Here is a 22,512-nt window from a genome sequence, read left to right as displayed (position 1 = left end):
TGGGCGCGCCTGCGCCCGGTTCCGATGGGTTTGGCCCTTCCTATGCAAGGGGCCGAGGGGCGTCAACGGGCCAATAGGTCCCTGCTGTATCTGCGCTGCCACACCGCAAATTCCCCGCATTCTCGCCATGGCTTTCGCCACCCGAAATCGGGTATTCTGAGCAAAAGCATCAAAACTGCATAAACGGGCAGAAAATGACACGAGTATTTACGGCAATTTTATTGTTTCTTTTGGTCGGCCTGCGCGTCGCAACCGCCCAGCAAGATCAAGGTGTCTGGGTTCAGGTCGAGGCGCAGCCATCCCTGCGTGAGGCACAAGATCGTGCGCAGGACTACGCCCGCGCACTCCCTGACGTGAACGGTTTTCGCCTGGGCAGCGGTTGGTACGCCATTGTGATCGGCCCCTACCTGCGCAGCGACGCAGAACAGGTGCTGCGGGTTTACCGCGCCGAAGGACAAATTCCTCGCGACAGTTTCATCACTTTCTCAAGTTCCTTGGGCCAGCAGTACTGGCCGGTTGGCGCGAATGTGCTGAACCGGGGCACCGTCGCCCCGCCTGTTGAACCCGAACAGCCCTCCGTCGACACGCTGTCCGATGCAACCACGCAGTCGTCGGATGAAACCCGTGCCCAAGCGTTGCAATCTGAGCGTTTGCTGACGTCTCAGGAACGTAAGGACCTGCAGACAGCCCTTCAGGCCGCGGGGTTCTATAACTCGACCATAGACGGAGCCTTCGGCCAAGGCACACGTCGTTCGATGGCCGACTGGCAGAGTTTCAACGGATATGAGGCAACCGGCGTTCTGACCACCGTCCAACGCGCCGCATTGATTGAAGACTATAACGCTCCGCTAATCAGCGTCGGAATGGCGCGATACACCGACGATCAGGCCGGGATCTCGGTCGATCTGCCGCTGGAGGCCATCGCCTTTGACCGCAATGAGGCCCCGTTCGCGCATTTCAAAAGCACCTCTGACCTGAACGCACAGGCGTTGCTGATCAGTCAGGAGGGCGGCAAATCCACCCTGCGCGCGCTTTATGAGGTGATGCAATCGCTGGAAATCGTGCCGCTGGTCGGCCCACGAGAGCTGCGCGGTGATCGCTTTACGCTTGAGGGGCGTGGCAAGGGCATCGTCTCTTACACCGAAGCGGCGCTGAAGGATGGCAAGATCAAAGGCTTCACGCTGGTCTGGCCCGAGGGTGATGAGGCCCGACGCGCCCGTGTTCTGGCTGCGATGAAGGCCAACTTTGCCACCACCGACGCAGTTCTGGATTCCAGCGCTGGCGCGGATGCAGAGCAGCGCGTCGATCTGGTCTCGGGTCTTCAGGTTCGCAAACCGCGCCTGTCCCGTTCAGGCTTCTTTGCGGATGCGTCCGGCACTGTCCTGACCGTATCCGAGGCCACCGACAGCTGCAGCCGTGTCACGCTGGAAGGCGATCAGGAGCTTCAGGTGGCCTGGACGGATGCCGATCTGGGCGTCTCTGTCCTGCGCCCGCGCAAGTCTTTGGCCCCGATCAACGTAGCCGAGTTCCGCTCTGACCAGCCGCGCATTCAGTCTGAGGTCGCGGTCTCCGGTTTCTCGTACGAAGGGGCTTTGGGGGCACCCACGCTGACCTTCGGTCAGATCGCGGATGTGCGTGGCCTGAACGGCGAAGCCGGTGTAAAACGTCTTGCTCTGGCTGCACAGCCGGGCGATGCCGGTGGTCCGGTCTTTGACGACAGTGGCAGCGTTGTCGGCATGCTGCTGCCCACCCAGTCTGAGGGCCGCACCCTGCCCGGCTCGGTCAGTCTGGCGGTTTCGACCCAAGGGCTGAATGACGTCCTGACACAAGCGGGCATCTCGGGCCAAGCGGCGCAAGAGACGGCTGAGATCTCACCCAACGAGCTGAGCCGCCGCGCCAATGGGATGACCGTTCTGGTGCATTGCTGGGACTAACAAGGTCCCCAAACTAAAAAAGCCGCTGCGCATCTGCGCGGCGGCTTTCTTGTTTTCTGACTACACAATGTCTGGCGTCACATAGATCAATGTCGGCCCCGAGGCCTGAAATGCGGCTTTGACTGCCTCCTGCATCTCATCCACAGTATTGGGCGCACTGGACAGCGCCCCGAACGCTTCGGCCAGTTTGCAGAAATCAGGATTTCGCGCCACAACCGCGTTGGGCGCGATCTGGCTGCGGACCATGCTGTCCTCAATCTCTTTCAGCTTGCCGTTGTCCCAGAGGACAATCGGCAAAGACAGGCCCAGTTCCACCGCCACACCCAGCTCTTGCATCGTGTAGTGGAACCCATAGTCCCCGGCGATCACAGCCGTCGGCCGACCCCGTCGCGCCACCGCCCCGCCAATGCCAGCGGGCAACGCATAGCCCAGGGTGCCAAAGCCGGTCGGATGGTGCCAATGATGGGGATATGCCATGTCCCAGACCTCTTTCGCGGCATAGGCGAATTGTGTCATGTCGGAATAAATCATCGTGTCGGCAGGCATCGCGGCGCGCAGCGCATCAACGACGGGCACAATGCCCGGGCGCTCAGCATCGACCTCGGCCCGCCAACGGGCGCGCGCCTCGGCGACTTCCTCAGCCGTCCAACCCGTCGCAGGTTTCGCGCTTTCAGTAACGGCCCACAGGGCGCGGGCAAAGCTGGCACTGTCGGCCTGAATTTTGACGGCGGCGCGATGGCGGTCGGACAGGACCTCGGGGTCCAGATCGACGCGGACCAGATGCGCCGAATGGCCAAGCTCTTCCCGCCAGAGGTCAACCTCGCCCAGCTCGGCCCCAACAGCGATCACCAGATCGGTCGAGGCGATCACCTCGGCGCTGCCGGGTCGAGGCAGCATCGCCCCGAAATCCAGCGGATAGTTCACACCGACCATGCCGCGCCCGGCATAAGTCGTGAAACAGGCTGCCCCCAGCTGAGTCAGGATTTGCCGCCATTCGTTCGACTTGCAACCACCACCCAGAATGAACAAGGGCCGTTTGGAGATGTTTAGCAAGGACACAACCGGCGCGACGTCCGGGACAAACACCTTGGGGCGCAAGGCCGGTTGGTTCGGGAATGGCGCGGGATCGGCATCGCCCTCAAGCTGTGCAATCGGCACCTGTATGTGCTTTGGCCGCGGACGAGAGAGTTCGAATTCCTCGAATGCCCGCTCAACCAGACCATAAGCGGCCTGCGCAGTGTTCGCTTGTGCCGACCAGTCCGCAACCGTGCCCGCTGCGCCTTGTTGGTCCTTCATCTGATGCAGCTGACCGCGCTGCGCCTGCGTCTCATCGAGACAGGATGACAGCACCAGCATCGGGACCGAGTCGCTATAGGCCTGCCCCATCGGTGTCATGATGTTGCACAGCCCCGGACCGGTGATGACATAGGCAACGCCCGGCTTACCCGTCGCCCGCGCATAACCATCGGCCATGAAACCGGCGCCCTGCTCATGCCGGGCCAGCACATGGGTGATCCCGGCCTCTTCTATGCCGCGATACATTTCCTGATTGTGGACGCCGGGGATGCCAAAAATCACATCCACGCCGCGATCCCTCAGCATGTGGGACAGCTGCGCACCAAGGGGTCTTTTCATCAGTCTCTCCAGAATTGGACGGTAAAGATTGCGTAGACGGCCAACAACTCAAGTCGGCCGACGAGCATGCCTGCGGTCAAGAGCCATTTCGCGGTATCGTTCAGGCCAGCGAAATTGCCCGCCGGGCCGATTTGGTTCCCCAGCCCCGGCCCGACATTGGCCAATGCCGTCGCGGCGCCCGAAACGGATGTGATGAAGTCCAGCCCGGTCAGCGCCAATGCCCAGGACAAAATCCCCATCGACAGGACGAAGAACATGAAAAAGCTCATGACTGAGGTCAGAACGTCTCGGCTGACAGGTCTGCCGTCGTAAAGCGGAACAAACACACCATGCGGCGACCGAATGCGCCGGATCTGCGTTTTGATTGACGCAAACAGAAGCTGATAGCGGAACACCTTGATCGAACAGGCGGTCGATCCGGCGCAGCCTCCGATCAGGCCGATCAGGAAGAACAGCATGATCGGGAAGCTGCCCCACAGCATGTAGTCGACACTGGCATAACCGGTGCCCGAGATGATCGAGGTGATGTTGAACAGCGACTCGCGCAGGGCCCTCTCCCAATGGTGCGGAAAGACCGAGGTCAGGAACACCGACATCACCACGACCAGAACCAGAATGGTTGCCAAAAAGGCCCGGATCTGACTGTCCTGCCATAGCGACGAGGTGTTGCCATTGGCCAGTTGCACGTAGCGTACGAAAGGCAATGCCGCGAGGATCATAAAGACCGAGGCCGCGTATTCTGCCGGGCCACTGAAGGTTGCAAACGAGCTGTCGTAGTTCGAAAATCCGCCCGTTGCGATGGTGGTCATGGCATGGACCGTCGCATCAAAGAATCCCATTCCGACGGCCGCATAGACAAGGCCGCAGGCCAGTGTCAGGAACACATAGATCAGCGAGATCTGGCCCGCGATCTCCTGCGCGCGGGGAAGGATTTTCCCCATGGTTTCAAACCCTTCCGAGCGGAAGATTTGCATACCACCGACTCGCAGCTCAGGCAGAAAAACCATAGCCACAACGATGATCCCGATGCCGCCCAGCCATTGCAGGATACCTCGCCACAGTAGCAGGCCCTGCGGCAGGTCATCCAGCCCCGAGATCACCGTCGATCCAGTGGTTGTCAGGCCAGACATCGCCTCGAAATATGCGTCGACGAAGCGTAGCTCGGTCTCACCGAACAAAAACGGGATTGCCCCGAAAACAGGCAGCGCGACCCAAACGCCCGACGTCAGCAAAAAGGTCTGACGGATGGTCAGACCTTCTCCTACGCCATTGGCGCAGCTCAGCGCAAGGACAACGCCAGTCAGAACGGTGATGATCGCGCTTTCAAGAAAGACATGCCACTCGCCCCGCCCCTCGATCATGTCGGCAAGCATAGGAAGCAGCATGGTCGCCCCCAGAATGGCGACCAGCATGCCAATCACATATCCGACCGGGCGAAGATCCATCATGACGCGCAGCGTTGGCGCGCCAGCCCGACCGTGTCAAGCAGATGACCCCGATTACTCGTCGGATTTCGCAACGACCTTGGGCATTGCGGGCGGTTTAGACGGCGCGCGCGTCTTGCGAGGGGCCGGTTTAGGGGGCTCTGTCGTCGCTGCAGCCGCTTTGGCCGGTGCCGCACTTGGTGCCTCGGCCGCGGGTTTTGGCGCAGTCTTGGGGGCCGCCGGAGTTTTGGCCGGTGCCGCCTTTTTAGCCACGGTCTTTGCCGGAGTTGCCTTAGCCTCAGGTTTAGGTGTTGCGGGCGCAGGGGCAGCCTTGGCCGAGGGTTTGGATGTCACCGGTGCAGGCGCTGCCTTGGCCGCTGGTTTTGTCTTTGCTGTTGCCGGGGTCGTCTTAGCAGCCGGTTTGGGCTTTGCTGCCGCCGGCGCAGCCTTAGCCGCCGGTTTAGGAGTCGCAGGTGCAGTGGAAGCTTTGGCGGCTGCGGGTTTTGCCGCCGGGCGCGGTTTGGCGGTGAATTTTGCAACCGGCTCCGCCTTAGGCTTCGATGCGGCGGGTTTGGATTGCACCTTCTTGGCAGTCGAGGCCCGCTTAGCCGGAGCAGGTTTTGCGGCAGGTTTGGCAACAGGTTTAGGTGAAGCCGCACGTTTTGCTGCAGGTTTGGCCGGCGCCGGCTCCGATGCTGTATTGCGCAGAGCGTGCAAGGGCGCCATCGGCAGTTCCATGGCCGACCGGGCCATGATCTGCATAATCTTCATCTGGCTGACCACGGCGTATCCAGCCACGCGCATTGCAGCCGCCTGCAGCTCCAACGGTTGGGAAATTGGGTTCATGACATGTCTCTCCTGTAAATGCGATGCAGCCGGAACACTGAGAGAGGGATGCCCAGTCCGCGCCGATCACTCGGGCGGTTGGCGGGGTCTTGCAGTCCAAGGCGTCGCACGTCTCGGCTTCCTTCCGGGGGCGGCACACCCGTTTTATAACGGGCAAGCGGCAGCTGCATTCCCTGCCTTAATAGCCCATTTACCACGCAGACGCAGCAGGTTTTGCTGCATTGCGGCGAAAAAGCGCTGTTTTTGAGAGGGCGCGGCTAAATTTTCCGCATCTCCGGAGGGTTAGCCTACGTGGATTAAGGTCGTGAACAGACGCGGATCAAGGCTGGAGGTCGCAAATGTGGGCCCTTCCGTCAGGATCGAGACTGCATCATGGCTGTGCAGGCTCTCCTGATGGCTGGCGATCACGCGGAAATCGCCCACGTGATGATCGGCCAGCAATTCGGCACAGAACAGGCGCGCTGCGTCTTCAACAAAGATCGGATTGGCCGCGTTCAACTCGGCAAAGGCCTGTTCGTCCTCACGCTTGACCATGACCTGCGTTTCCGTCGGGACTGCACGGCGGCACAGCTCGATCAGGTCTTCGAACCACAGGCAGTCGGCGTCGCAATCCACCAGCACCGAAATCCGCGCGACCGAGCGCTGCGAGTGCGGCGTCGCCAACTGTCCGCGCTGCGACCGGGCATGCTCGCTCAATTCCAGCGAGCAGGGGCAAGTCGAGGAATAGACATAGTCCAGATGCATGATCTTCTGGCGCACACCGTTCTGTTCGATCAGCTCCAGTGCGATGTCGTAATACTGGTAACCCTCAAGCCCGGACCGCAGGCTTTTCACCTTGGCCGGGTAGGAAAAGCGCATCTGCAGACGCGCGTCGAAACTGTCGAGGTCGGTCAGATAGTCGCTCAGAGCAGCTTCCATCACCTCAAAGCTGAAGGTCCGCTCGGCGTGTTTGTAGAAGGACCGCATGATACGGGACATGTTGATGCCCTTCTTCTCGGCCTCAAGGCTCACCGTGCCGGTGACCGAAGTCTCAAGCGTCAGGTCATCCCCATCCTTGCGGTGAAAACGGATCGGCAGGCGAAAGTTCGAGATACCCACGTGCTGGATCTGCTGCTTGGCGCCCCGGATCAGGCTGGACGGGCCGTTTTGCAGGTCGGGCAATGTGGCCCGGTACGCCTCATCCGCGACAAAACCTTCGGGATATTCACGTGACATGGACGGATAGTTCACCGCCGACATGCCGGGCACGAGCCGCGCCAAGGACGGGTCCAGCTGGCTGATCTCGGCCGCAGGCGCGGTCTTGGCCCATTGCCGCAGCAATTTCAGCGCTTCTGCGGCCTGTTCCCGGTTTGGTGCGTCGTCGATGTCACGGGGGTGAACATTCATAGGCTGAGGTTCCTCGGTTGGCCGTCGAAATTCAAACGGCTGAAGTTCAGTATCCAGTTTAACCCGATACGGGCCAATTAACAGGATGGATCGAAAAAACCCAGCGTAAATCCGGCATTCTGCGCGCGGCAGCGACACAGTTTACGCCAACCTCGGTGGATCAGAGAGGCAGGTTGCACCACCTCTCTGCCTGTAGAGTCACCAGTTTGAGGCGTTTTCTACTGCCCCTGCGAGACGTCCAACGCGTGTTGGATATCGGCCAACAGATCGTCTGCATCCTCAAGACCAATCGACAGGCGGATCAGACCGGGTGTGATGCCCAGCTCATCTTTCTGTTCATCGCTCAGACGCTGATGGGTTGTTGTTGCCGGATGGGTCGCGATGGATTTCGCATCCCCCAGATTGTTCGAGATCACCGGTATCGTTAGCGCATTGAGAAACGCAAATGCTGCGTCCTTGCCGCCCTTGATGTCCAAAGACAGTACGGTTCCGCCCTTGCCCCCCAGTTGCGTCTGTACCAGAGCATTCTGGGCATGGGTTTTCAGACCCGGATAAAGCGTCCGCTCCAGCGCCGAGTGACCTTCCAGCGCCTCGGCCACGGCCTGCGCCGTTGCAGCCTGCGCGTTGACCCGTAACGCCATCGTCTCGAGACCCTTCAGCATGATCCACGCGCTGAATGGGCTAAGTGCTCCGCCGGTATGCTTCATGTAGGGCTCGACAGTCCCGCGGATAAACTCCTTGGTGCCAAGGATCACACCACCCAACGCCCGACCCTGCCCGTCGATGTGTTTGGTCGCCGAATAGATCACCACATCCGCGCCCTGCTCAACCGCACGCGAGAACACCGGGGTCGAGAACACGTTGTCGACCAGAACCAGTGCACCAACCGAATGGGCCAGTTCGGCAACGGCGGCAATGTCGATCACCTCGAGCGTCGGGTTCGACATGGACTCAAAAAACACGGCTTTTGTGTCGGGGCGGATCGCGGCCTTCCATTGGTCAAGATCGGTGCCATCGACAAACGTCACCTCGACACCATAGCGGGTCAGGATGTTTTCCAGAATGAACAGACACGACCCGAACAGCGCCTTGGCCGAGACCACATGGTCCCCCGCCTTCAGCATTGAGGTCAACGCACCATTGACAGCTGCCATGCCGGACGCCGTGGCAAACGCATCCTCGGCCCCTTCCAGCGCCGCGATACGCTGTTCAAACATCGACACCGTCGGGTTGCCGTAGCGGGCATAGATGAACTCATCCGGGCCACATTCCAAGAACCGGGCCTCGGCCTGCTCGGCTGTGTCGTATACGAAGCCCTGGGTCAGGAAGATCGCTTCGCTCACTTCGTTGTACTGACTGCGACGGATGCCGCCATGGACGGCTTGGGTGCGTTTGGTCCAGTTCTCGCTCATGTCATTCCTTTCGGCCTCGATCCCCGAGGCGCATCAAAAAAACCCCAGACGCGGTCAAGCGAAAGGGGCCTTTCATCCTGACCTTTTAGCGTGTTGTTTAGCGTGGCCCGCAATCCGGTAACAAATCGCCACGTGGTGTTGTTGCCCTTACGCCGCAGTCGCGAATTCGTCAAGCCCGACACCTGCAACGTCACGGTTCTGTAATCGTTCATTCATGGAAACGTCATAGCGTCATGACAAAGCGGCACCACAACATCTTGTGTGAGGCAGAGCATATGCCAGTAATCAGGATCAATGCTGTCAACGGACGTGCTGAGTTGCATGGTAGTTGCCGACCCTTGATCGAGGCTGTGCAAGAGGCCCAGCAATCCGAAGGACCGGTCATTATTATGACCCACGGATACAAGTATCGGCCCGATGATGCCGGTGCCTGCCCACACCGGCATATTCTGTCGCTGCATCCCAAGGCGATGCCCTGGTACAGCCCCAGCTGGCCGCAACATCTGGGCTTTGGTAGCGGGTTTGAGGACGAAGGTCTTGCCATTGCCGTTGGTTGGGACGCGCGGGGCCCGCTCTGGTCAGCGCAACGTCGTGCCGTTGAAGCGGGCAAGGTACTGGCTGACGTCATTCGTGATGTGCATCATTTGAACCCAAAGCGTCCGATCCATTTCATCGGCCATTCCATGGGTATTGAGGTGGCGCTGGAGGCTCTGCATCATATTCCACCCGGCGCGCTCAGCCGGATCATTTCCCTTACTGGGGCTGCCTATCAATCCCGCACCGTCGCGGCCCTGACCACACCTGCCGGGCGCGCGGCTGAATTCATCAACATCATCAGCCGCGAGAACGATCTATTCGACTTTCTTTATGAAACCTTCATCCAGCCACCCCGTCGTGGTGATCTCAGCATTGGCGCGGGCCTGACGGCACCAAACTCGGTCACATTGCAGATCGATTGCCCGGACACGGTGGATCACCTGTCGGCGCTGATCTTCCCGCTCGCCGCGCCCGACCGGCGTATCTGCCATTGGTCCAGTTACACGCGTCCCGGCGTGCTGCGCGTCTATAACGCCTTGCTGCGCGATCCCGAGCGCCTCTGCCTGCAAAGGCTCAAACGCGGTATCCCCGAAAAACCGCACAGGCGCTGGTCACGGTTTTTTGCCCTACCCCGCCCACAGGGCCTCTTGCCGTTTGCTCAGAAAGCTTCATGATCCCCTCAGCTTGAGGAGACATCATGATCGACCTGTATTTCTGGCCCACCCCGAACGGTTGGAAAGCCTCCATCGCTCTGGAAGAGATGGAGCTGCCCTACAACACGCATCTGATCAACATCGGTAAGGGCGACCAATTCGATCCGGAGTTTCTGAAGATCTCACCCAATAACCGCATGCCTGCGATCTTCGATCCGGACGGGCCTGATGGCGCTCCGATTTCCGTTTTCGAAAGCGGCGCGATCCTGATGTATCTGGCGCGCAAGACAGGCCGGTTTTATGGCGCGACCGAACGGGACAGGGTTGCGGTAGAGGAGTGGCTGATGTGGCAGATGGGCGGCGTTGGCCCGATGGCGGGTCAGGCGCACCACTTCCTGAAATATGCCCCTAACTTGGAACCTCCGCAGGACCTGCCCTATGCCAAAGACCGCTACCGAGCCGAAGTTGCCCGGCTTTACGGCGTGCTGGATCGGCGTCTGGCCGAGAACGAGTATGTCGCGGGTGATTTTTACTCGATCGCGGATATGTCGATCTGGGGTTGGGCGAGCCTTTGGGAGGGTCAACAGCAGGTTCTGGACGACAAGCCTCACTTCGCCCGCTGGCTAGAGGCTGTGAGCGCCCGCCCGGGCGTGCAAGCCGGACGCGCCTTGTATGCAGAGCTGCGCGGGGATCACAGTAGCAAGCAAGCGCAGAGTGTTTTGTTCAAGCGCTAGCTGAGGCCCGTTCGCCAGCTTTAGAAGTCTACGCGAAAACGTCGGCCATGTTGCGAACAACCGGTTTCTGACGCGCCACGACAAGAGCGATACTTGTAAGCCCAAACACAATGAACGGCGCCATCAACACGTTTTCAACCCACGGGTAAACTGTATCCCGCTCTGACAAGTCCTCGAACAGTCGAGTGTGAAACAAAAAGGCCCGAGTTGTGAGCTTGGTGGCAAAAAGCGCGGACATAGCGACGCAGAATTGCAATGCGATATTCCAAAGACTGATCAGCTTTTCAAAATTCCTAACGCTGAGTTTCGATGTGCCAAGCAGAGTCGCGAATATCCACATTGCGATACAAACTCCGACCGTGATGGTCGTCGTCGGACTATTCAAGAATATGACCGACCCCAGAATTGTGCCCGCGATGACAAAGGCAAATACACACGCAATCTGCCGGGCGGAATAGTGCACTTTGCGCAGCATTCTGAACTGATCCGAGGGATCTTCATCACCTTTTAGCCAAGTGAGACGAAAGGCCCCCAATACAGCAAGGCAACAATACGAAGCGGCACACCCCAAAATGAAAAACGGCGCGATATCGTTGGGCGCGACCCAAGAGATCAACGGGGCATCAAGGACGATAAATCCGCTCAATATGACCAGAGCGGCGCCGCACAGGCATATCACGGCGTGAAACAGAACATATCCAACTGTTCCAGGCGCAACCACGTGTTCCATCAGTCTCGGCACGGCTAAAAAAGCCAGAATGAATGTCAGACCCGCAACGGGAATATAGGCCTGAACGTCCAAGTCGGTTCTGATGTTTCTATCAAGCTGCTGTATGAAAAACGAAATGGACAGGGCGATCACAATCAGAGTGATCAATACGGCAAATCTCAACAACAAATGATGCGTGTGGAAAATAAATGTACTCATAGCTGCCGGGTAGTCAGGGAATTGGTCAAAACTAAGACATTGCGGTCTGTTTGAGCGCGACTAGTGGCGGTCGAATGGCAAGCACATAAGAATTGGAATTTTCAGGCCAAAGCTCCCTCTCCTCGCACCAGAACATCCAGCATTCCCGAGATATCCTCGATCTCTTCCGCAATTACATGGATCACGGCGTCGGCCTTCTGCATTCGGCCCGTGACCCTCAGCAAACGCCCCGAGATTACCGCGCGGCGGAATTGTTCGTAGATCTTGCGCCAGACCACGATGTTCACGATCCCCGTCTCGTCCTCAAGCGTCAGAAAGATCACCCCTTTGGCGGTTCCGGGTCGCTGCCGCAGGATCACCAGACCCGCCACCGCCACCCGCGCGCCTTCGGGCGGCTGATCCAACCGGTTGGCAGGCAAACAGGCCGGCGGTCGGGGCCAGGCTCGGTTTGAAACATCAGGGTAAGTCGCGGCAACAAGCATGAGAACAAAAATAGAACAATTGCACAGAAAGTCCAGACGCGGCGCACAGAGTCGCAAATGAGGCTAGAAAGACCTAAATGCCTTGATTAAGGAAGAATTCGAACATCGCAAAAGGAAGACGCAAGCCATGGCAAAGATCACCTATGTCGAGCATAGCGGTACTGAACATACAGTCGACGTCGCCAATGGGCTGACCGTTATGGAAGGGGCCCGAGACAACAACATTCCCGGCATCGAGGCCGATTGCGGCGGAGCCTGCGCCTGCTCGACCTGCCACGTCTACATCCACCCCGACTGGGTTGAGAAAATCCCCGCCAAGGACGACATGGAAGAGGACATGCTGGACTTTGCCTATGAGCCCGACCCCGCCCGCTCGCGCCTGACCTGCCAGATCAAGGTCACGGAAGCACTGGACGGTCTGGTCGTGCAAATGCCAGAAAAACAGATCTGATGCCCTCCAAAGCGCCGCGTCCCCCCGTCTGCCCTTGGCACCGTCGGGCACGCGGCGCGACACTGATTTTGTGCCTGTGGCTGGCCGGCGGGGGCTCTGCCGCGGCATCAGAGGAAATCATCGACGCCCGATTTACCGAACCCACAACACGCTATGCCCATGGCGTATTGGGTGACGACGTGGAATACGGCGCCTTAGAGCTCCGGGTCGAAACGCGCGGTTCAGACAGTGCGCAAACGTTGCGGACGATACGCCTGCCCCAAGATCGGGTTTTCGAAGACCTTTCTCCTCGACTGGTGGACATGGACTCCGACGGAACGCCCGAACTTGTTGTGGTCGAGTCGCACGCCCAATTTGGCGCACAACTTGCAATCTACGACGAAAGCGGCACAAAGATCGCTGCCACCCCGTATATCGGAACGCGCTTCCGCTGGCTCGCCCCGATCGGAGCCGCCGATCTGGATGGCGATGGCTATACCGAGATCGCTTATATCGACCGCCCTCACCTCGCCAAAACCCTTCGAATCTGGCGCTACAAAGATGGCGCGTTGGCCGAGATCGCCTCTTTGCCCAGCTTGACCAACCATCGAATCGGCGAAGACTATATCTCTGGCGGCCTGCGTGACTGCGGCGAGACGCCAGAACTGATCACGGCCAGCGCCGACTGGACGCGCATCATCAGCGTCACCTACAACAATGGATGGACCACGTCAGACGTCGGCCCCTTCACAGACCGCCAAAGCCTGAACCAAGCCTTAGCGTGCTGATCCGCTCTTCATCTGGCTAAAAATATCCCGGAGGAGAGGCCGCAGGCCGAGGGGAAAAAGCCCCCTGACCCACATCAAAGTCAAAGCGCCCGCCAGCCAATATCTCGGCGATAAAAGCCCTCAGGCCAATCCACCCCATCAACCATTTCATAGGCCCGATCCCGCGCCTCTTGCAGCGTCGCACCTCGGGCGGTGACATTCAGAACACGACCGCCAACCGATTGAATCTTCCCATCAACAGCCTTTGTCCCCGCGTGGAACACCATGTTGCTGCTGTCTTCAGGAAGGCCGTCCAAGCCCTTGATAACCGAGCCTTTCTCATAAGCACCCGGATACCCGCTGGCTGCCATAACGATGGTCATCGCGTGATCATCGGCCCAGTTCACGCGCGTTTCGTCCAAACGCCCTTCGGCTGCGGCATGCATCAGATCCATCGCCTGCGCCCCAAGACGCATCATCAAAACCTGACATTCGGGATCACCAAACCGGACGTTGTATTCCACCAAACGCGGCTGCCCGTCCTTGATCATCAGACCAGCGTAGAGAACCCCTTGGAACGGCGCGCCCCGGCGCTTCATCTCGGCCATGGTTGGGCGGATGATTTCATCCATCGCGCGCGCCTCAATCTCGGCGCTCAGAACCGGAGCCGGGGAATAGGCCCCCATCCCACCGGTGTTCAGACCTGTATCCCCCTCGCCCACGCGCTTGTGATCCTGCGCGGTGCCGATCGACACGATGTTCTCTCCATCGCACAGCACAAACAACGAGGCCTCTTCGCCATCCATGAACTCTTCGATGACAACCTCGGCACCCGCCCCACCGAAGGCCCCGCCAAACATGTCGTCAATTGCGTCCAGAGCGGTCTGCTCGTCCATCGCTACTATCACGCCCTTGCCTGCCGCCAGACCATCAGCCTTGACCACGATCGGGGCGCCCTGCTCTTGGATGTAGGCCTTGGCGGGCGCGGCTTCGGTGAACCGTGCATAGGCGGCGGTAGGCGCACCGGATGCATCGCAAACCTCCTTGGTAAAACTCTTCGAAGCTTCCAACCGGGCCGCTTCGGCAGAGGGGCCAAACACCAGCACACCGGCTTCACGCAAGCGGTCGGCCACGCCAGCGGCCAAAGGCGCCTCGGGGCCAACAATCACGAAGTCAATCGCGTTGGCCTCGGCGAAATTGACAACCGCACCGCCATTCTCGATATCCAGCGACGCGCATTCGGCGATCTGGGCGATCCCGGCATTGCCTGGCGCAACGATCAGACGGTCGCATTTGGGGTTCTGCATCACCGCCCAAGCGAGGCTGTGTTCACGCCCACCGCTGCCGAGAATAAGAATGTTCATAAGGTCGTCTCCGATCTGCTTGGCCTCGCCTGCGCGGCGTTCTAAGCTGGCACGGCATTTGACACAAGGCGCTGAAATGTCCGACCTGCTTGACGACCCAATTCCCGGCCAAAACACTCCCGAATACTCAGTTTCCGAGATTTCTGGCGAGGTGAAGCGCACGCTAGAGGGCTCGTTCGGGCGAATCCGTGTACGCGGCGAGGTCGGGCGCGTGTTCAAGGCGCGCTCGGGTCATCTGTATTATGACATCAAGGACGACCGGAACGTTCTGGCCTGCACCACGTGGAAGGGGCAGATTTCCGGCCTGTCCGTTGTCCCCGAAGAAGGCTTGGAGGTCGTCGTCACCGGTCGCCTCACAGCATTCGGCGCGCAATCCAAATACAACATGAATGTCGATGAAGTCGCAGTCGCCGGTCAAGGCGCGCTGATGGCGCTGTTGGAAAAGCGTAAAAAACAGCTAGAGGCCGAAGGACTATTCGCGCCTGAGCGTAAGAAACCGCTACCTTACCTGCCTCAGATCATCGGTGTCGTGACCTCTCCGTCCGGGGCGGTGATCCGCGATATTTTGCATCGCTTGCGCGACCGGTTTCCCCGCAAGGTTCTGATCTGGCCCGTCGCTGTACAGGGTGCAAACTGCGCGCCCGAGGTGACCCGCGCCATCGAAGGTTTCAACGCTCTGACGCCAGGTGGAGCACTGCCGCGCCCCGATCTGATCATCGTTGCACGCGGAGGCGGCTCAATCGAAGATTTGTGGGGGTTCAACGAAGAAAACGTGGCCCGGGCGGCTGCCGCATCAGAGATCCCGCTGATCTCAGCCGTGGGGCACGAGACGGACACGACGCTGATCGACTTTGTGTCCGACCGCCGCGCACCTACGCCAACGGCCGCAGCCGAATTGGCCGTACCCGTGCGGATGGAGTTGATGGCCTGGACCAACGAACAAGGCGCGCGCCTGTCGCGGGCTGCGAGCGATGCGGTTCAGCGCCGTGCGCAGCGTCTGCGTGATGTGGCACGTGCGCTGCCACGCCCGGACAGTTTGTTGAACTCTCCACGGCAACGCCTTGATCTGATTGCAGAACGCCTGACACCCGCACTAAATCGCGGGGTGCAAAACCGTCGCCTGCAACTGGTCGAGATGTCGGCACATCTGCGCCCGTCGACTTTGCGAAGCGTCGTCTCCTCCCGTCAGGAACACCTACGCAACCTTTCGTCGCGCCTCTCCCTCCGCCCGATCCAGCGCGAGATTGAGCAACAGCGCCAGGCTATCGCTCGACTGGATGAGCGGCTGGACGCCGCCCAAACCGTCAGACTGGAGCGCCTGCGCCAACAACTGACAGCAACCGACCGCCTACGCGAAACGCTCAGCTACAAGGCAACGCTGGCGCGTGGCTATGCGGTTGTGCGCGCCGAGGGTGACGTTGTGACTACCAAGGCTCAGGCTGGCAAACACGCGGCGCTTGAGATCGAATTCTCGGACGGTCGCCTGACGACCGGTTCCGCCGGCCGCCCTGCCGCGAAAAAATCCAAACCCGACGCGCCGGATCAGGGATCGTTGTTCTAGCGGTTAAACCCCGACTTCAGGCCCCAGGCACACCATCTCCTCCCCGAGGTCTTCGGCCTCATAGAGTTCGGTTGCTTGGGGGTCGCCTTCGAACTGCGCGATCAGCCCACCGCCCGAGCGAGTGAATACCCAGCATTGCGGATCCAGCCGGTCCTCGTAGACGAAACAGATCTGATCCTCGCGCTGATACCAGACGCCTTCTTTGCACTGCCCGTCCAAAAACGACCAGATCACGCGGCGGTTGGGCAAGTATCGCTCAACCCCATAAACCTGCCCCTCAAAACCATAAAACAAGGTTTTGCCCTGCGTGTACTCATCGAACTCGGCCCCGGACAGCGCCGTCTGCGCGCCCGCTGTCTGCGCCGACAGCGCCAATAGAATCACAAGATGCCTCAACATGAGGCCATAGTGTCAGATGCGGGCGAGCAAGGCCAATCACCACGCCGGTATTCGCTTGCCCCCACGTCATTATTGTGCCGCGTGCCTCCGCAAAGAACATTGGCCCCGAACAAGACAGAGGGGAGCAACGTGACACACCTGCTATTCTGGCTCGCCGCCGCTTGCGCCTTGGCCTATTTGCCGCTGTCGCCGCGCCCAGCAAGCGTGCTCCGCACCTTTCTGAAAACCGCGTCGGTTGCGGTGCTGGCCCTCGTCGCCCTCCTCAGCGGAGGCGCGACCTTGCTGGTTGTCGCCTTGGGCCTCTGCGCGGTTGGGGATGCTCTGCTGTCGCGAGAGTCCGACACCACCTTCATGGCAGGGATCGGCGCGTTTGCCGCTGGCCATATCGTTTATATCGCGCTGTTCCTGACGCATCCCAACAGCAACTTTGACCTCATTCTGGAACGGCCGGGATACTTCTGGTCGCTCCTCATTCTGGGGATCGTTGCCGCCACTTTGCTCACCCCACGGGCCGGAGAGCTGAAACTCCCGGTTCTGATCTACATCCCGATCATCCTAGGCATGGGCGTCGCAGTTCTGTCTTTGCCCGAGACCGGAATGCTTCGTTGGGCGTTGCCTGCGGCACTGGCATTCATCGCCTCAGACCTCGTGCTGGCAACCGAGAAGTTTCTGCTGCCCCAAGGACATGCAGCCCTGAAGCTGACGCCCTATCTGGTCTGGCCGCTCTATTGGGCCGCGCAGGCTGGACTACTGATCGCGTTCACCTGACCCTTTGCAACTCCGGCAAATCCACATTAGGTGGAGGGGAACACCTGCGGAGACCGAAAATGGCGTTTTTTTCAAAGCTGAAGGACAAGCTGTTCAAATCCTCATCCCGTCTTGAGGAAGGGCTGGACGCCATTGTCGAAGACGGAGGTGAAGAAACCACCGCACCAGAGCCGGTGGCGCAGACGCCTGAACCCGCCGCGCAACTGCAACCGCAACCGCAACCGCAACCGCAACCGCAACCGCAGGAAGCTGCGCCGCAACCCGAGACGGCGCAAGACGATCAGCCCGCATCCAGCGGATTGCTGGGTCGCCTGTTCAGCCGTACGGAAACCAAGGCCGAAATCCGCCGGACCCTGGATGACGATATGCTGGAACAGCTCGAAGAGCTGCTGATCGCCTCGGACATGGGCGTCGACACCGCCCTGCGCGTTACCTCGAACATGGCCGAGGGGCGTTTTGGCCGCAAACTCTCGTCCCGCGAGATCAAGCAACTGCTGGCGCAGGAAGTTGCCCGCGTGATGGAGCCGGTGGCCCGCCCCCTGCCAATCTATCCCAAACGCCCGCAAGTGGTTCTGGTGGTCGGCGTCAACGGCTCGGGCAAGACCACAACCATCGGCAAACTGGCCAGCCAGTTCAAATCCGCTGGCAAGAAGGTCGTGATCGCCGCCGGAGACACCTTTCGCGCCGCCGCCGTCGAGCAACTGCAGGTCTGGGGTGATCGCGCTGGCGTCCCTGTTCTGACCGCGCCCGAAGGCTCGGACCCCGCCAGCCTTGCCTTTGATGCCCTGACCAAAGCGCAACAGGACAGTGCCGACCTTCTGATGATCGACACCGCAGGCCGCCTGCAAAATCGTGCCGACCTAATGGAGGAACTGGCCAAGATCGTCCGCGTGATCAGCAAGGTCGATGAGACCGCGCCGCACAACACGCTGCTTGTGCTGGATGCGACTACGGGCCAGAACGCCCTCAGCCAGGTCGAAACCTTCCGCAAACTCGCCGATGTGTCGGGCCTTGTGATGACCAAGCTGGACGGCACAGCCAAAGGCGGCGTGCTGGTCGCGCTGGCCGACAAGTTCGGCCTGCCCATCCATGCCATCGGCGTCGGAGAGCAAATAGATGACCTCGCCCCGTTCGACCCCGAAGAATTCGCAGCGGCCCTGACCGGCCTCGACCAAAACTGATCCGCCTCTTCATCTGGCTGAAAATATCCTCGGGGGTCTGGGGGCAGACAGCCCCCAGCCTCGCCACACCAAACAAGACCTGACAATTGAGCGACTGGCTGATCTCACTCGAAGGCACCGAAGCGGGCCACAATCTCGCCCTTGGCCTGGCGTTGATGGCAGCTTTTCTGCACGCGGTCTTCGGAGCATTGCAAAAGGGCCGCCACGATCCGTGGCTGTCTCGTGGGGCCATCGACGCCTGCTATTGCCTGATGGCCATCCCCTTTGCCCTATTCGTCGTGCCATGGCCCGAACCCTATATGTGGCCCATTTTCGGCATCGTCTGGCTGATCCACATCACCTACAAGATCCTTCAGGCCTTGGCCTATACCAAAGGCTCCTACACGGTGGTTTACCCGGTCGTTCGCGGTACCGGCCCACTTTTCACTGTGATCGGAGCCTACCTTCTGTTCGGAGAAACCTTCACAGGCACGCAATGGTTCGGTGTGGCCGTCCTTCTGGCCGGTATCTTCGGGCTGGCTGCCTATAATTTCCGGTTTCTGGAAACCAATCGTGAGACTCTAGGCATCGCTCTTGCCCTGGCGATTGCCACCGGTCTCTTCGTAGCGCTCTACACGACCTATGACGCTTATGGCATCCGCGCCACCGCTGATCCGTTCACCTTTCTGGCCTGGTTCTTCATGATCGACGGCTTCGCGATGCCGATCTACGCGTTCCTCAGATGGCGTGCTATGATCAACCGCCCCTCCCCCGGTCCGCTGATGCTGCGCGGGCTCGCAGGCGGCTTGATCGCACCACTGTCATTCGGAGCCATTATGCTGGCCACCCGATTGGACAAAGTCGGAGAAGCGGCTGTACTGCGGGAAACATCAACTGTATTTGCAGCCTTGATCGGGTGGCTGGTTTTGAAAGAAACCGTTGGCCCAAGACGCATCGCCCTGATGGCACTGATTGCATTGGGCGCTGTAATCGTTGAAATGGGCGGATGAACAGCAGGACACCACGATGACAGGCAAAAAAGAGATCAACCCGTTTCTGAAACAGGTGCTGGAACTGGGCCCCCCGCTGGCCTTCTTCTTCATCTACCTGCGGCTGCGTGATGACAGCTTTCTGATCGGCGGTATCGAGTATTCAGGCTTCATCATCGCTACTATCCTCTTTGTCCCGCTGATTCTGGCGGCAATGGGCATCTTGTGGTTCCTGACAGGCAAACTCAGCCGGATGCAGATTTTCACCGCTTTCATGGTGATCTTCTTCGGTGGCTTGACCGCCTGGTTCAATGATGAGCGGTTCTTCAAGATGAAAACCACGCTGGTCTACGGGTTCTTCTCGGTCATTCTTGGGATCGGGTTGCTGCAGGGAAAGTCCTACCTCGCCTACGTTTTGGACGAGATGCTGCCGATGAAGCACGAAGGCTGGATGATCCTGACACGTCGCCTCTGTGCTTGCTTTGCCGTTCTGGCCGTCGCCAATGAGATCGTCTGGCGCACCATGTCCACCGATCTTTGGGTGAAGATCGAAACCTTCGCCTTTCCCATCGCGCTAATGGCCTTCCTGATGTACCAGTTCCACCGCCTGCAGAGCTATCTGGAAGACCCCGATTGCCAGTAGTGGACCCAAAGCCCTTTGGTATCAGTTTGACACTCATCCAAGGAAACCACTTGGCTTGTTGACCTTGCTGTGAATAATTGAGTAACCACTCACCATCCTACTCCGGAGATTAGTACCCGAATGGCGGTATTCCCAAATAGCGGCTTCCTGTCCGATGCATCCGAAGGCCTGCGCGAGATGCTCTCGGCGCTGGCGACGGAAATCTCTTTGGATAAAAACGAAACCCTGTTCGATCAGGATGACGAAGGCGATGCGCTTTATGCCATCGTCGAAGGGACGCTCGAAGTGTCCTTCCTGGCCATGAGCGGCCGAAAGCTGGCTCTGACGCTCATGCGTCCGGGCGAGGTTTTCGGTGAGATCGCTCTGTTCGACAGCGGCCCTCGCACTGCCACTGTTGCAGCTGCTGAACCTTCTCGGGTTCTGCGCGTGCGTCGCAGGGACGTGATGGAGCAAATCCGCCAACACCCCGATCTTGCGGTTGATATGGTCCGTCTGGCCGGATTGCGGATGCGGTCGATGAGCTCGCAACTAAACGAGCAGGTCTTCTTGCCGATGCCGATTCGACTGGCGCGCAAACTGCTGCATCTGTCGTCTCTGCAGGACGATCCCACGGAACGCATTACCCTGTCGCAAAGTGAATTAGCCGAATTCGTTGGGGCCACGCGTGAAGCCGTCTCGAAAACCATTTCGATCTGGAAACGCGACAATGTGGTCGAGGCATCGCGGGGCGGATTGCTGATCCACGACATTGAAGCTTTGCGCGCTTTGGCTGAATCGGACCTGATCTGACCTTTTGTGATCTTGTTCACAGACGACTCAGAAGTCAGTGCCCTAGGGTAAATCTGTTACCGTAGGAGGTCAGTAATCATCCCCGATATCTGTCCACTGATCTCTCCCTGTACCTAAGCCATATGCCCAAAAGGCATATGGCTTATTTTCTTTCTGCCGGGCCTAAAAGAACATGAAAAAAGGCCGGAGAAACCCCCGGCCCTTTTCGGTAGCTATGTGATGAGCTTAGTTTTCAAGGCTCAACGCGACAAAGCGCGGGTCGCCGCCGCGGCGTACCAACAGCAGCAGCGATTTGCGCCCGGCTTCAGTAGCTTCTTCAATACGCGCCTCAAGGTCACTGATGGATTCGACCTTCTGCTGCCCGGCTTCGGTGATCAGATCACCTGCGCGCAGACCTTTGGCAAATGCCTCCGAGGCTTCGTCAACCTCGGTCACGACCAGACCGTCCGCCTCGGCATCGAGGCCCAGATCTTCACGCAGCGTATCTGTCAGCGGTGAAATGGTCAGGCCCAGAATGTCAGCGTTTTCGTCGGTTGGCGCGTCCGGAGTATCTTCTTCACTCGTTTCGGCACGCTCTGCATCCTCACGGCGCCCGAGAGTGACCAGAATAGTCTGAGTGCCACCATCGCGATGTACGACCACACGAACCGATTTGCCTACGGTTGTCTCGCCGACCTGACGCACCAGACCGCGCGTATCTTCAACCTCGACCCCGTCAAAGCTGAGGATCACGTCCCCTGCTTTCAGACCGGCCTCTTTCGCGGGACCCTCCGGTACATCGCTGATCAATGCGCCACCGGGTTTATCCAGACCCATTGCCTCGGCCATATCCTCAGTTACGTCCTGAATGCGCACGCCCAGCCAACCACGGCGGGTTTCGCCGAACTCACGCAGCTGGTCGACGACCTTGGTCACGACATTGGAGGCCATCGAAAACCCAATACCGATCGAGCCGCCGTTGGGAGACAGAATCGCAGTGTTCACGCCGATGACCTGACCATCCATGTTAAACAGAGGACCACCCGAGTTGCCCCGATTGATCGCCGCATCGGTCTGGATGTAGTCGTCATAGGACCCGCTCAGTGCGCGGTTACGGGCCGAGACGATCCCCGCCGAAACCGAGAACCCCTGCCCAAGCGGGTTTCCCATGGCAATCACCCAGTCGCCAACACGCGCCGTGTCGCTGTCGCCGAACTGTACATATTGCAGAGGCCCCGACGCCTCGACTTTCAACAGCGCGATATCAGTTTTTTCATCCGTGCCGATGACCTTGGCAGGCAATTCCTTCACGGGCTGACCATCGCCAGGGAAGAATTCAATCAGGATCTCATCGGCCTCGGCGATCACGTGGTTATTGGTGACGATAAAGCCGTCTTCCGAGATCACGAAACCCGACCCCAACGCGTTGCTGCGGCGCGGGCGGTCGCCATTGTCGCCGTTGCGATCCTGAAACTCGCGGAAGAAATCTTCGAACGGAGAGCCCTCGGGCACGATCCCCTGCGGCCCGGTCTGGCCTTCGATCAGGGTCGATGTGGTGATATTGACCACCGCCGGGCTGATCTGTTCCGCCAGCGGCGCAAGGCTTTCCCCACGCGCATACGCCGCAACAGTTTGTGCTGCGATCAGAACCATCGCTCCGAAGGCCAGCCACATCAGTCGCATGAAACCAAC

Annotated in this window: 21 protein-coding genes and 1 riboswitch; of the genes, 12 read left to right on the top strand and 9 right to left on the bottom strand. The window is 59.4% G+C overall.

The genetic code is table 11. The annotated features are described in order from the left end of the window. Positions 1 to 194: 194 nt before the first annotated feature. On the top strand, positions 195 to 1,934 hold the full coding sequence (locus ACR0KL_RS04785; protein ID WP_480776682.1) for a serine protease: 1,740 nt from the start codon (positions 195 to 197) through the stop codon (positions 1,932 to 1,934). A 60-nt stretch (positions 1,935 to 1,994) separates the two neighbouring features. On the opposite strand, the gene ACR0KL_RS04780 is transcribed toward ACR0KL_RS04785, so the two are convergent. Together ACR0KL_RS04780 and ACR0KL_RS04775 are read right to left on the bottom strand one after the other, a co-directional pair. Next, complete coding sequence (locus ACR0KL_RS04780) at positions 1,995 to 3,569, bottom strand: 5-guanidino-2-oxopentanoate decarboxylase (protein ID WP_480776681.1); 1,575 nt, start codon at positions 3,567 to 3,569, stop codon at positions 1,995 to 1,997. Beyond that, a complete protein-coding gene (locus ACR0KL_RS04775) occupies positions 3,569 to 5,017 on the bottom strand; it encodes a TrkH family potassium uptake protein (protein WP_170376382.1) in 1,449 nt (482 codons plus the stop codon). Before ACR0KL_RS04775 ends, ACR0KL_RS04780 begins: the two co-directional genes overlap by 1 nt. On the opposite strand from ACR0KL_RS04775, the gene ACR0KL_RS04770 reads away from it, so the two are divergent. Beyond that, positions 5,016 to 6,086 carry a hypothetical protein gene (locus ACR0KL_RS04770; RefSeq protein ID WP_170677592.1) on the top strand — a complete coding sequence of 357 codons (1,071 nt, stop codon included), beginning with the start codon at positions 5,016 to 5,018 and terminating at the stop codon, positions 6,084 to 6,086. The two genes, ACR0KL_RS04775 and ACR0KL_RS04770, sit on opposite strands and share 2 nt — an antisense overlap. Before the next feature lie 35 nt (positions 6,087 to 6,121). On the opposite strand, the gene folE2 is transcribed toward ACR0KL_RS04770, so the two are convergent. Both folE2 and metZ read right to left on the bottom strand, forming a co-directional pair. Next, positions 6,122 to 7,225: a GTP cyclohydrolase FolE2 gene (gene folE2, locus ACR0KL_RS04765; RefSeq protein ID WP_170677589.1), complete on the bottom strand. Its 1,104-nt coding sequence runs from the start codon at positions 7,223 to 7,225 to the stop codon at positions 6,122 to 6,124. 218 nt (positions 7,226 to 7,443) lie between these two features. Then, positions 7,444 to 8,637: an O-succinylhomoserine sulfhydrylase gene (gene metZ / locus ACR0KL_RS04760; protein ID WP_170677587.1), complete on the bottom strand. Its 1,194-nt coding sequence runs from the start codon at positions 8,635 to 8,637 to the stop codon at positions 7,444 to 7,446. 65 nt (positions 8,638 to 8,702) lie between these two features. Beyond that, a riboswitch (SAM riboswitch) is annotated at positions 8,703 to 8,779 on the bottom strand. 133 nt (positions 8,780 to 8,912) lie between these two features. Between metZ and ACR0KL_RS04755 the strand changes: the two genes are divergently transcribed. After that, entirely contained in the window at positions 8,913 to 9,848 is a 936-nt protein-coding gene (locus ACR0KL_RS04755) for a DUF726 domain-containing protein (RefSeq protein ID WP_480776680.1), read from the top strand. 23 nt (positions 9,849 to 9,871) lie between these two features. After that, positions 9,872 to 10,561 (top strand): glutathione S-transferase N-terminal domain-containing protein, encoded by a 690-nt coding sequence (locus ACR0KL_RS04750; RefSeq protein ID WP_170677583.1) that lies wholly within the window; start codon positions 9,872 to 9,874, stop codon positions 10,559 to 10,561. Between the two features lie 28 nt (positions 10,562 to 10,589). Here the strand turns inward: ACR0KL_RS04750 and ACR0KL_RS04745 are convergent, their stop codons facing one another. Beyond that, the gene (locus ACR0KL_RS04745) at positions 10,590 to 11,438 is read right to left on the bottom strand and encodes a hypothetical protein (protein ID WP_480776679.1); all 849 of its coding nucleotides are present in this window, start codon (positions 11,436 to 11,438) and stop codon (positions 10,590 to 10,592) included. A 152-nt stretch (positions 11,439 to 11,590) separates the two neighbouring features. Next, positions 11,591 to 11,971 (bottom strand): OB-fold nucleic acid binding domain-containing protein, encoded by a 381-nt coding sequence (locus tag ACR0KL_RS04740; RefSeq protein WP_170677579.1) that lies wholly within the window; start codon positions 11,969 to 11,971, stop codon positions 11,591 to 11,593. Positions 11,972 to 12,098: 127 nt separating this feature from the next. On the opposite strand from ACR0KL_RS04740, the gene ACR0KL_RS04735 reads away from it, so the two are divergent. Further along, complete coding sequence (locus ACR0KL_RS04735; protein ID WP_170677577.1) at positions 12,099 to 12,422, top strand: 2Fe-2S iron-sulfur cluster-binding protein; 324 nt, start codon at positions 12,099 to 12,101, stop codon at positions 12,420 to 12,422. Next, complete coding sequence (locus tag ACR0KL_RS04730) at positions 12,422 to 13,189, top strand: FG-GAP repeat domain-containing protein (RefSeq protein WP_170677575.1); 768 nt, start codon at positions 12,422 to 12,424, stop codon at positions 13,187 to 13,189. The genes ACR0KL_RS04735 and ACR0KL_RS04730 overlap by 1 nt, the downstream gene beginning before the upstream one ends. An 80-nt stretch (positions 13,190 to 13,269) precedes the next feature. Here the strand turns inward: ACR0KL_RS04730 and purD are convergent, their stop codons facing one another. Then, complete coding sequence (purD, locus tag ACR0KL_RS04725) at positions 13,270 to 14,532, bottom strand: phosphoribosylamine--glycine ligase (RefSeq protein ID WP_480776678.1); 1,263 nt, start codon at positions 14,530 to 14,532, stop codon at positions 13,270 to 13,272. A gap of 76 nt (positions 14,533 to 14,608) precedes the next feature. On the opposite strand from purD, the gene xseA reads away from it, so the two are divergent. Next, the gene (gene xseA / locus ACR0KL_RS04720) at positions 14,609 to 16,093 is read left to right on the top strand and encodes an exodeoxyribonuclease VII large subunit (RefSeq protein ID WP_170677571.1); all 1,485 of its coding nucleotides are present in this window, start codon (positions 14,609 to 14,611) and stop codon (positions 16,091 to 16,093) included. Positions 16,094 to 16,096: 3 nt separating this feature from the next. Here the strand turns inward: xseA and ACR0KL_RS04715 are convergent, their stop codons facing one another. Then, on the bottom strand, positions 16,097 to 16,492 hold the full coding sequence (locus ACR0KL_RS04715; RefSeq protein WP_480554587.1) for a hypothetical protein: 396 nt from the start codon (positions 16,490 to 16,492) through the stop codon (positions 16,097 to 16,099). Between the two features lie 129 nt (positions 16,493 to 16,621). Between ACR0KL_RS04715 and ACR0KL_RS04710 the strand changes: the two genes are divergently transcribed. The 5 genes from ACR0KL_RS04710 to ACR0KL_RS04690 all read left to right on the top strand — a co-directional run bounded on the left by ACR0KL_RS04710 (position 16,622) and on the right by ACR0KL_RS04690 (position 20,841). Further along, complete coding sequence (locus ACR0KL_RS04710; RefSeq protein WP_170677569.1) at positions 16,622 to 17,260, top strand: lysoplasmalogenase; 639 nt, start codon at positions 16,622 to 16,624, stop codon at positions 17,258 to 17,260. 59 nt (positions 17,261 to 17,319) lie between these two features. Beyond that, the gene (gene ftsY, locus ACR0KL_RS04705) at positions 17,320 to 18,441 is read left to right on the top strand and encodes a signal recognition particle-docking protein FtsY (protein ID WP_480554589.1); all 1,122 of its coding nucleotides are present in this window, start codon (positions 17,320 to 17,322) and stop codon (positions 18,439 to 18,441) included. 86 nt (positions 18,442 to 18,527) lie between these two features. Beyond that, complete coding sequence (locus tag ACR0KL_RS04700) at positions 18,528 to 19,430, top strand: DMT family transporter (RefSeq protein ID WP_170677565.1); 903 nt, start codon at positions 18,528 to 18,530, stop codon at positions 19,428 to 19,430. A 16-nt stretch (positions 19,431 to 19,446) separates the two neighbouring features. Beyond that, complete coding sequence (locus tag ACR0KL_RS04695; protein WP_170677563.1) at positions 19,447 to 20,052, top strand: inner membrane-spanning protein YciB; 606 nt, start codon at positions 19,447 to 19,449, stop codon at positions 20,050 to 20,052. 120 nt (positions 20,053 to 20,172) lie between these two features. Continuing rightward, positions 20,173 to 20,841 (top strand): Crp/Fnr family transcriptional regulator, encoded by a 669-nt coding sequence (locus ACR0KL_RS04690; RefSeq protein ID WP_170376330.1) that lies wholly within the window; start codon positions 20,173 to 20,175, stop codon positions 20,839 to 20,841. Positions 20,842 to 21,066: 225 nt separating this feature from the next. Here ACR0KL_RS04690 and ACR0KL_RS04685 read toward each other — a convergent pair whose 3' ends face one another. Beyond that, entirely contained in the window at positions 21,067 to 22,503 is a 1,437-nt protein-coding gene (locus tag ACR0KL_RS04685; RefSeq protein WP_170642501.1) for a Do family serine endopeptidase, read from the bottom strand. Positions 22,504 to 22,512: the final 9 nt, after the last annotated feature.

The sequence above is a fragment of the Ruegeria sp. C8 genome, assembly GCF_056537565.1.
The sequence above is the reverse complement of the archived record's forward strand: the minus strand, read 5'-3'. Positions and strand labels throughout refer to the sequence as shown.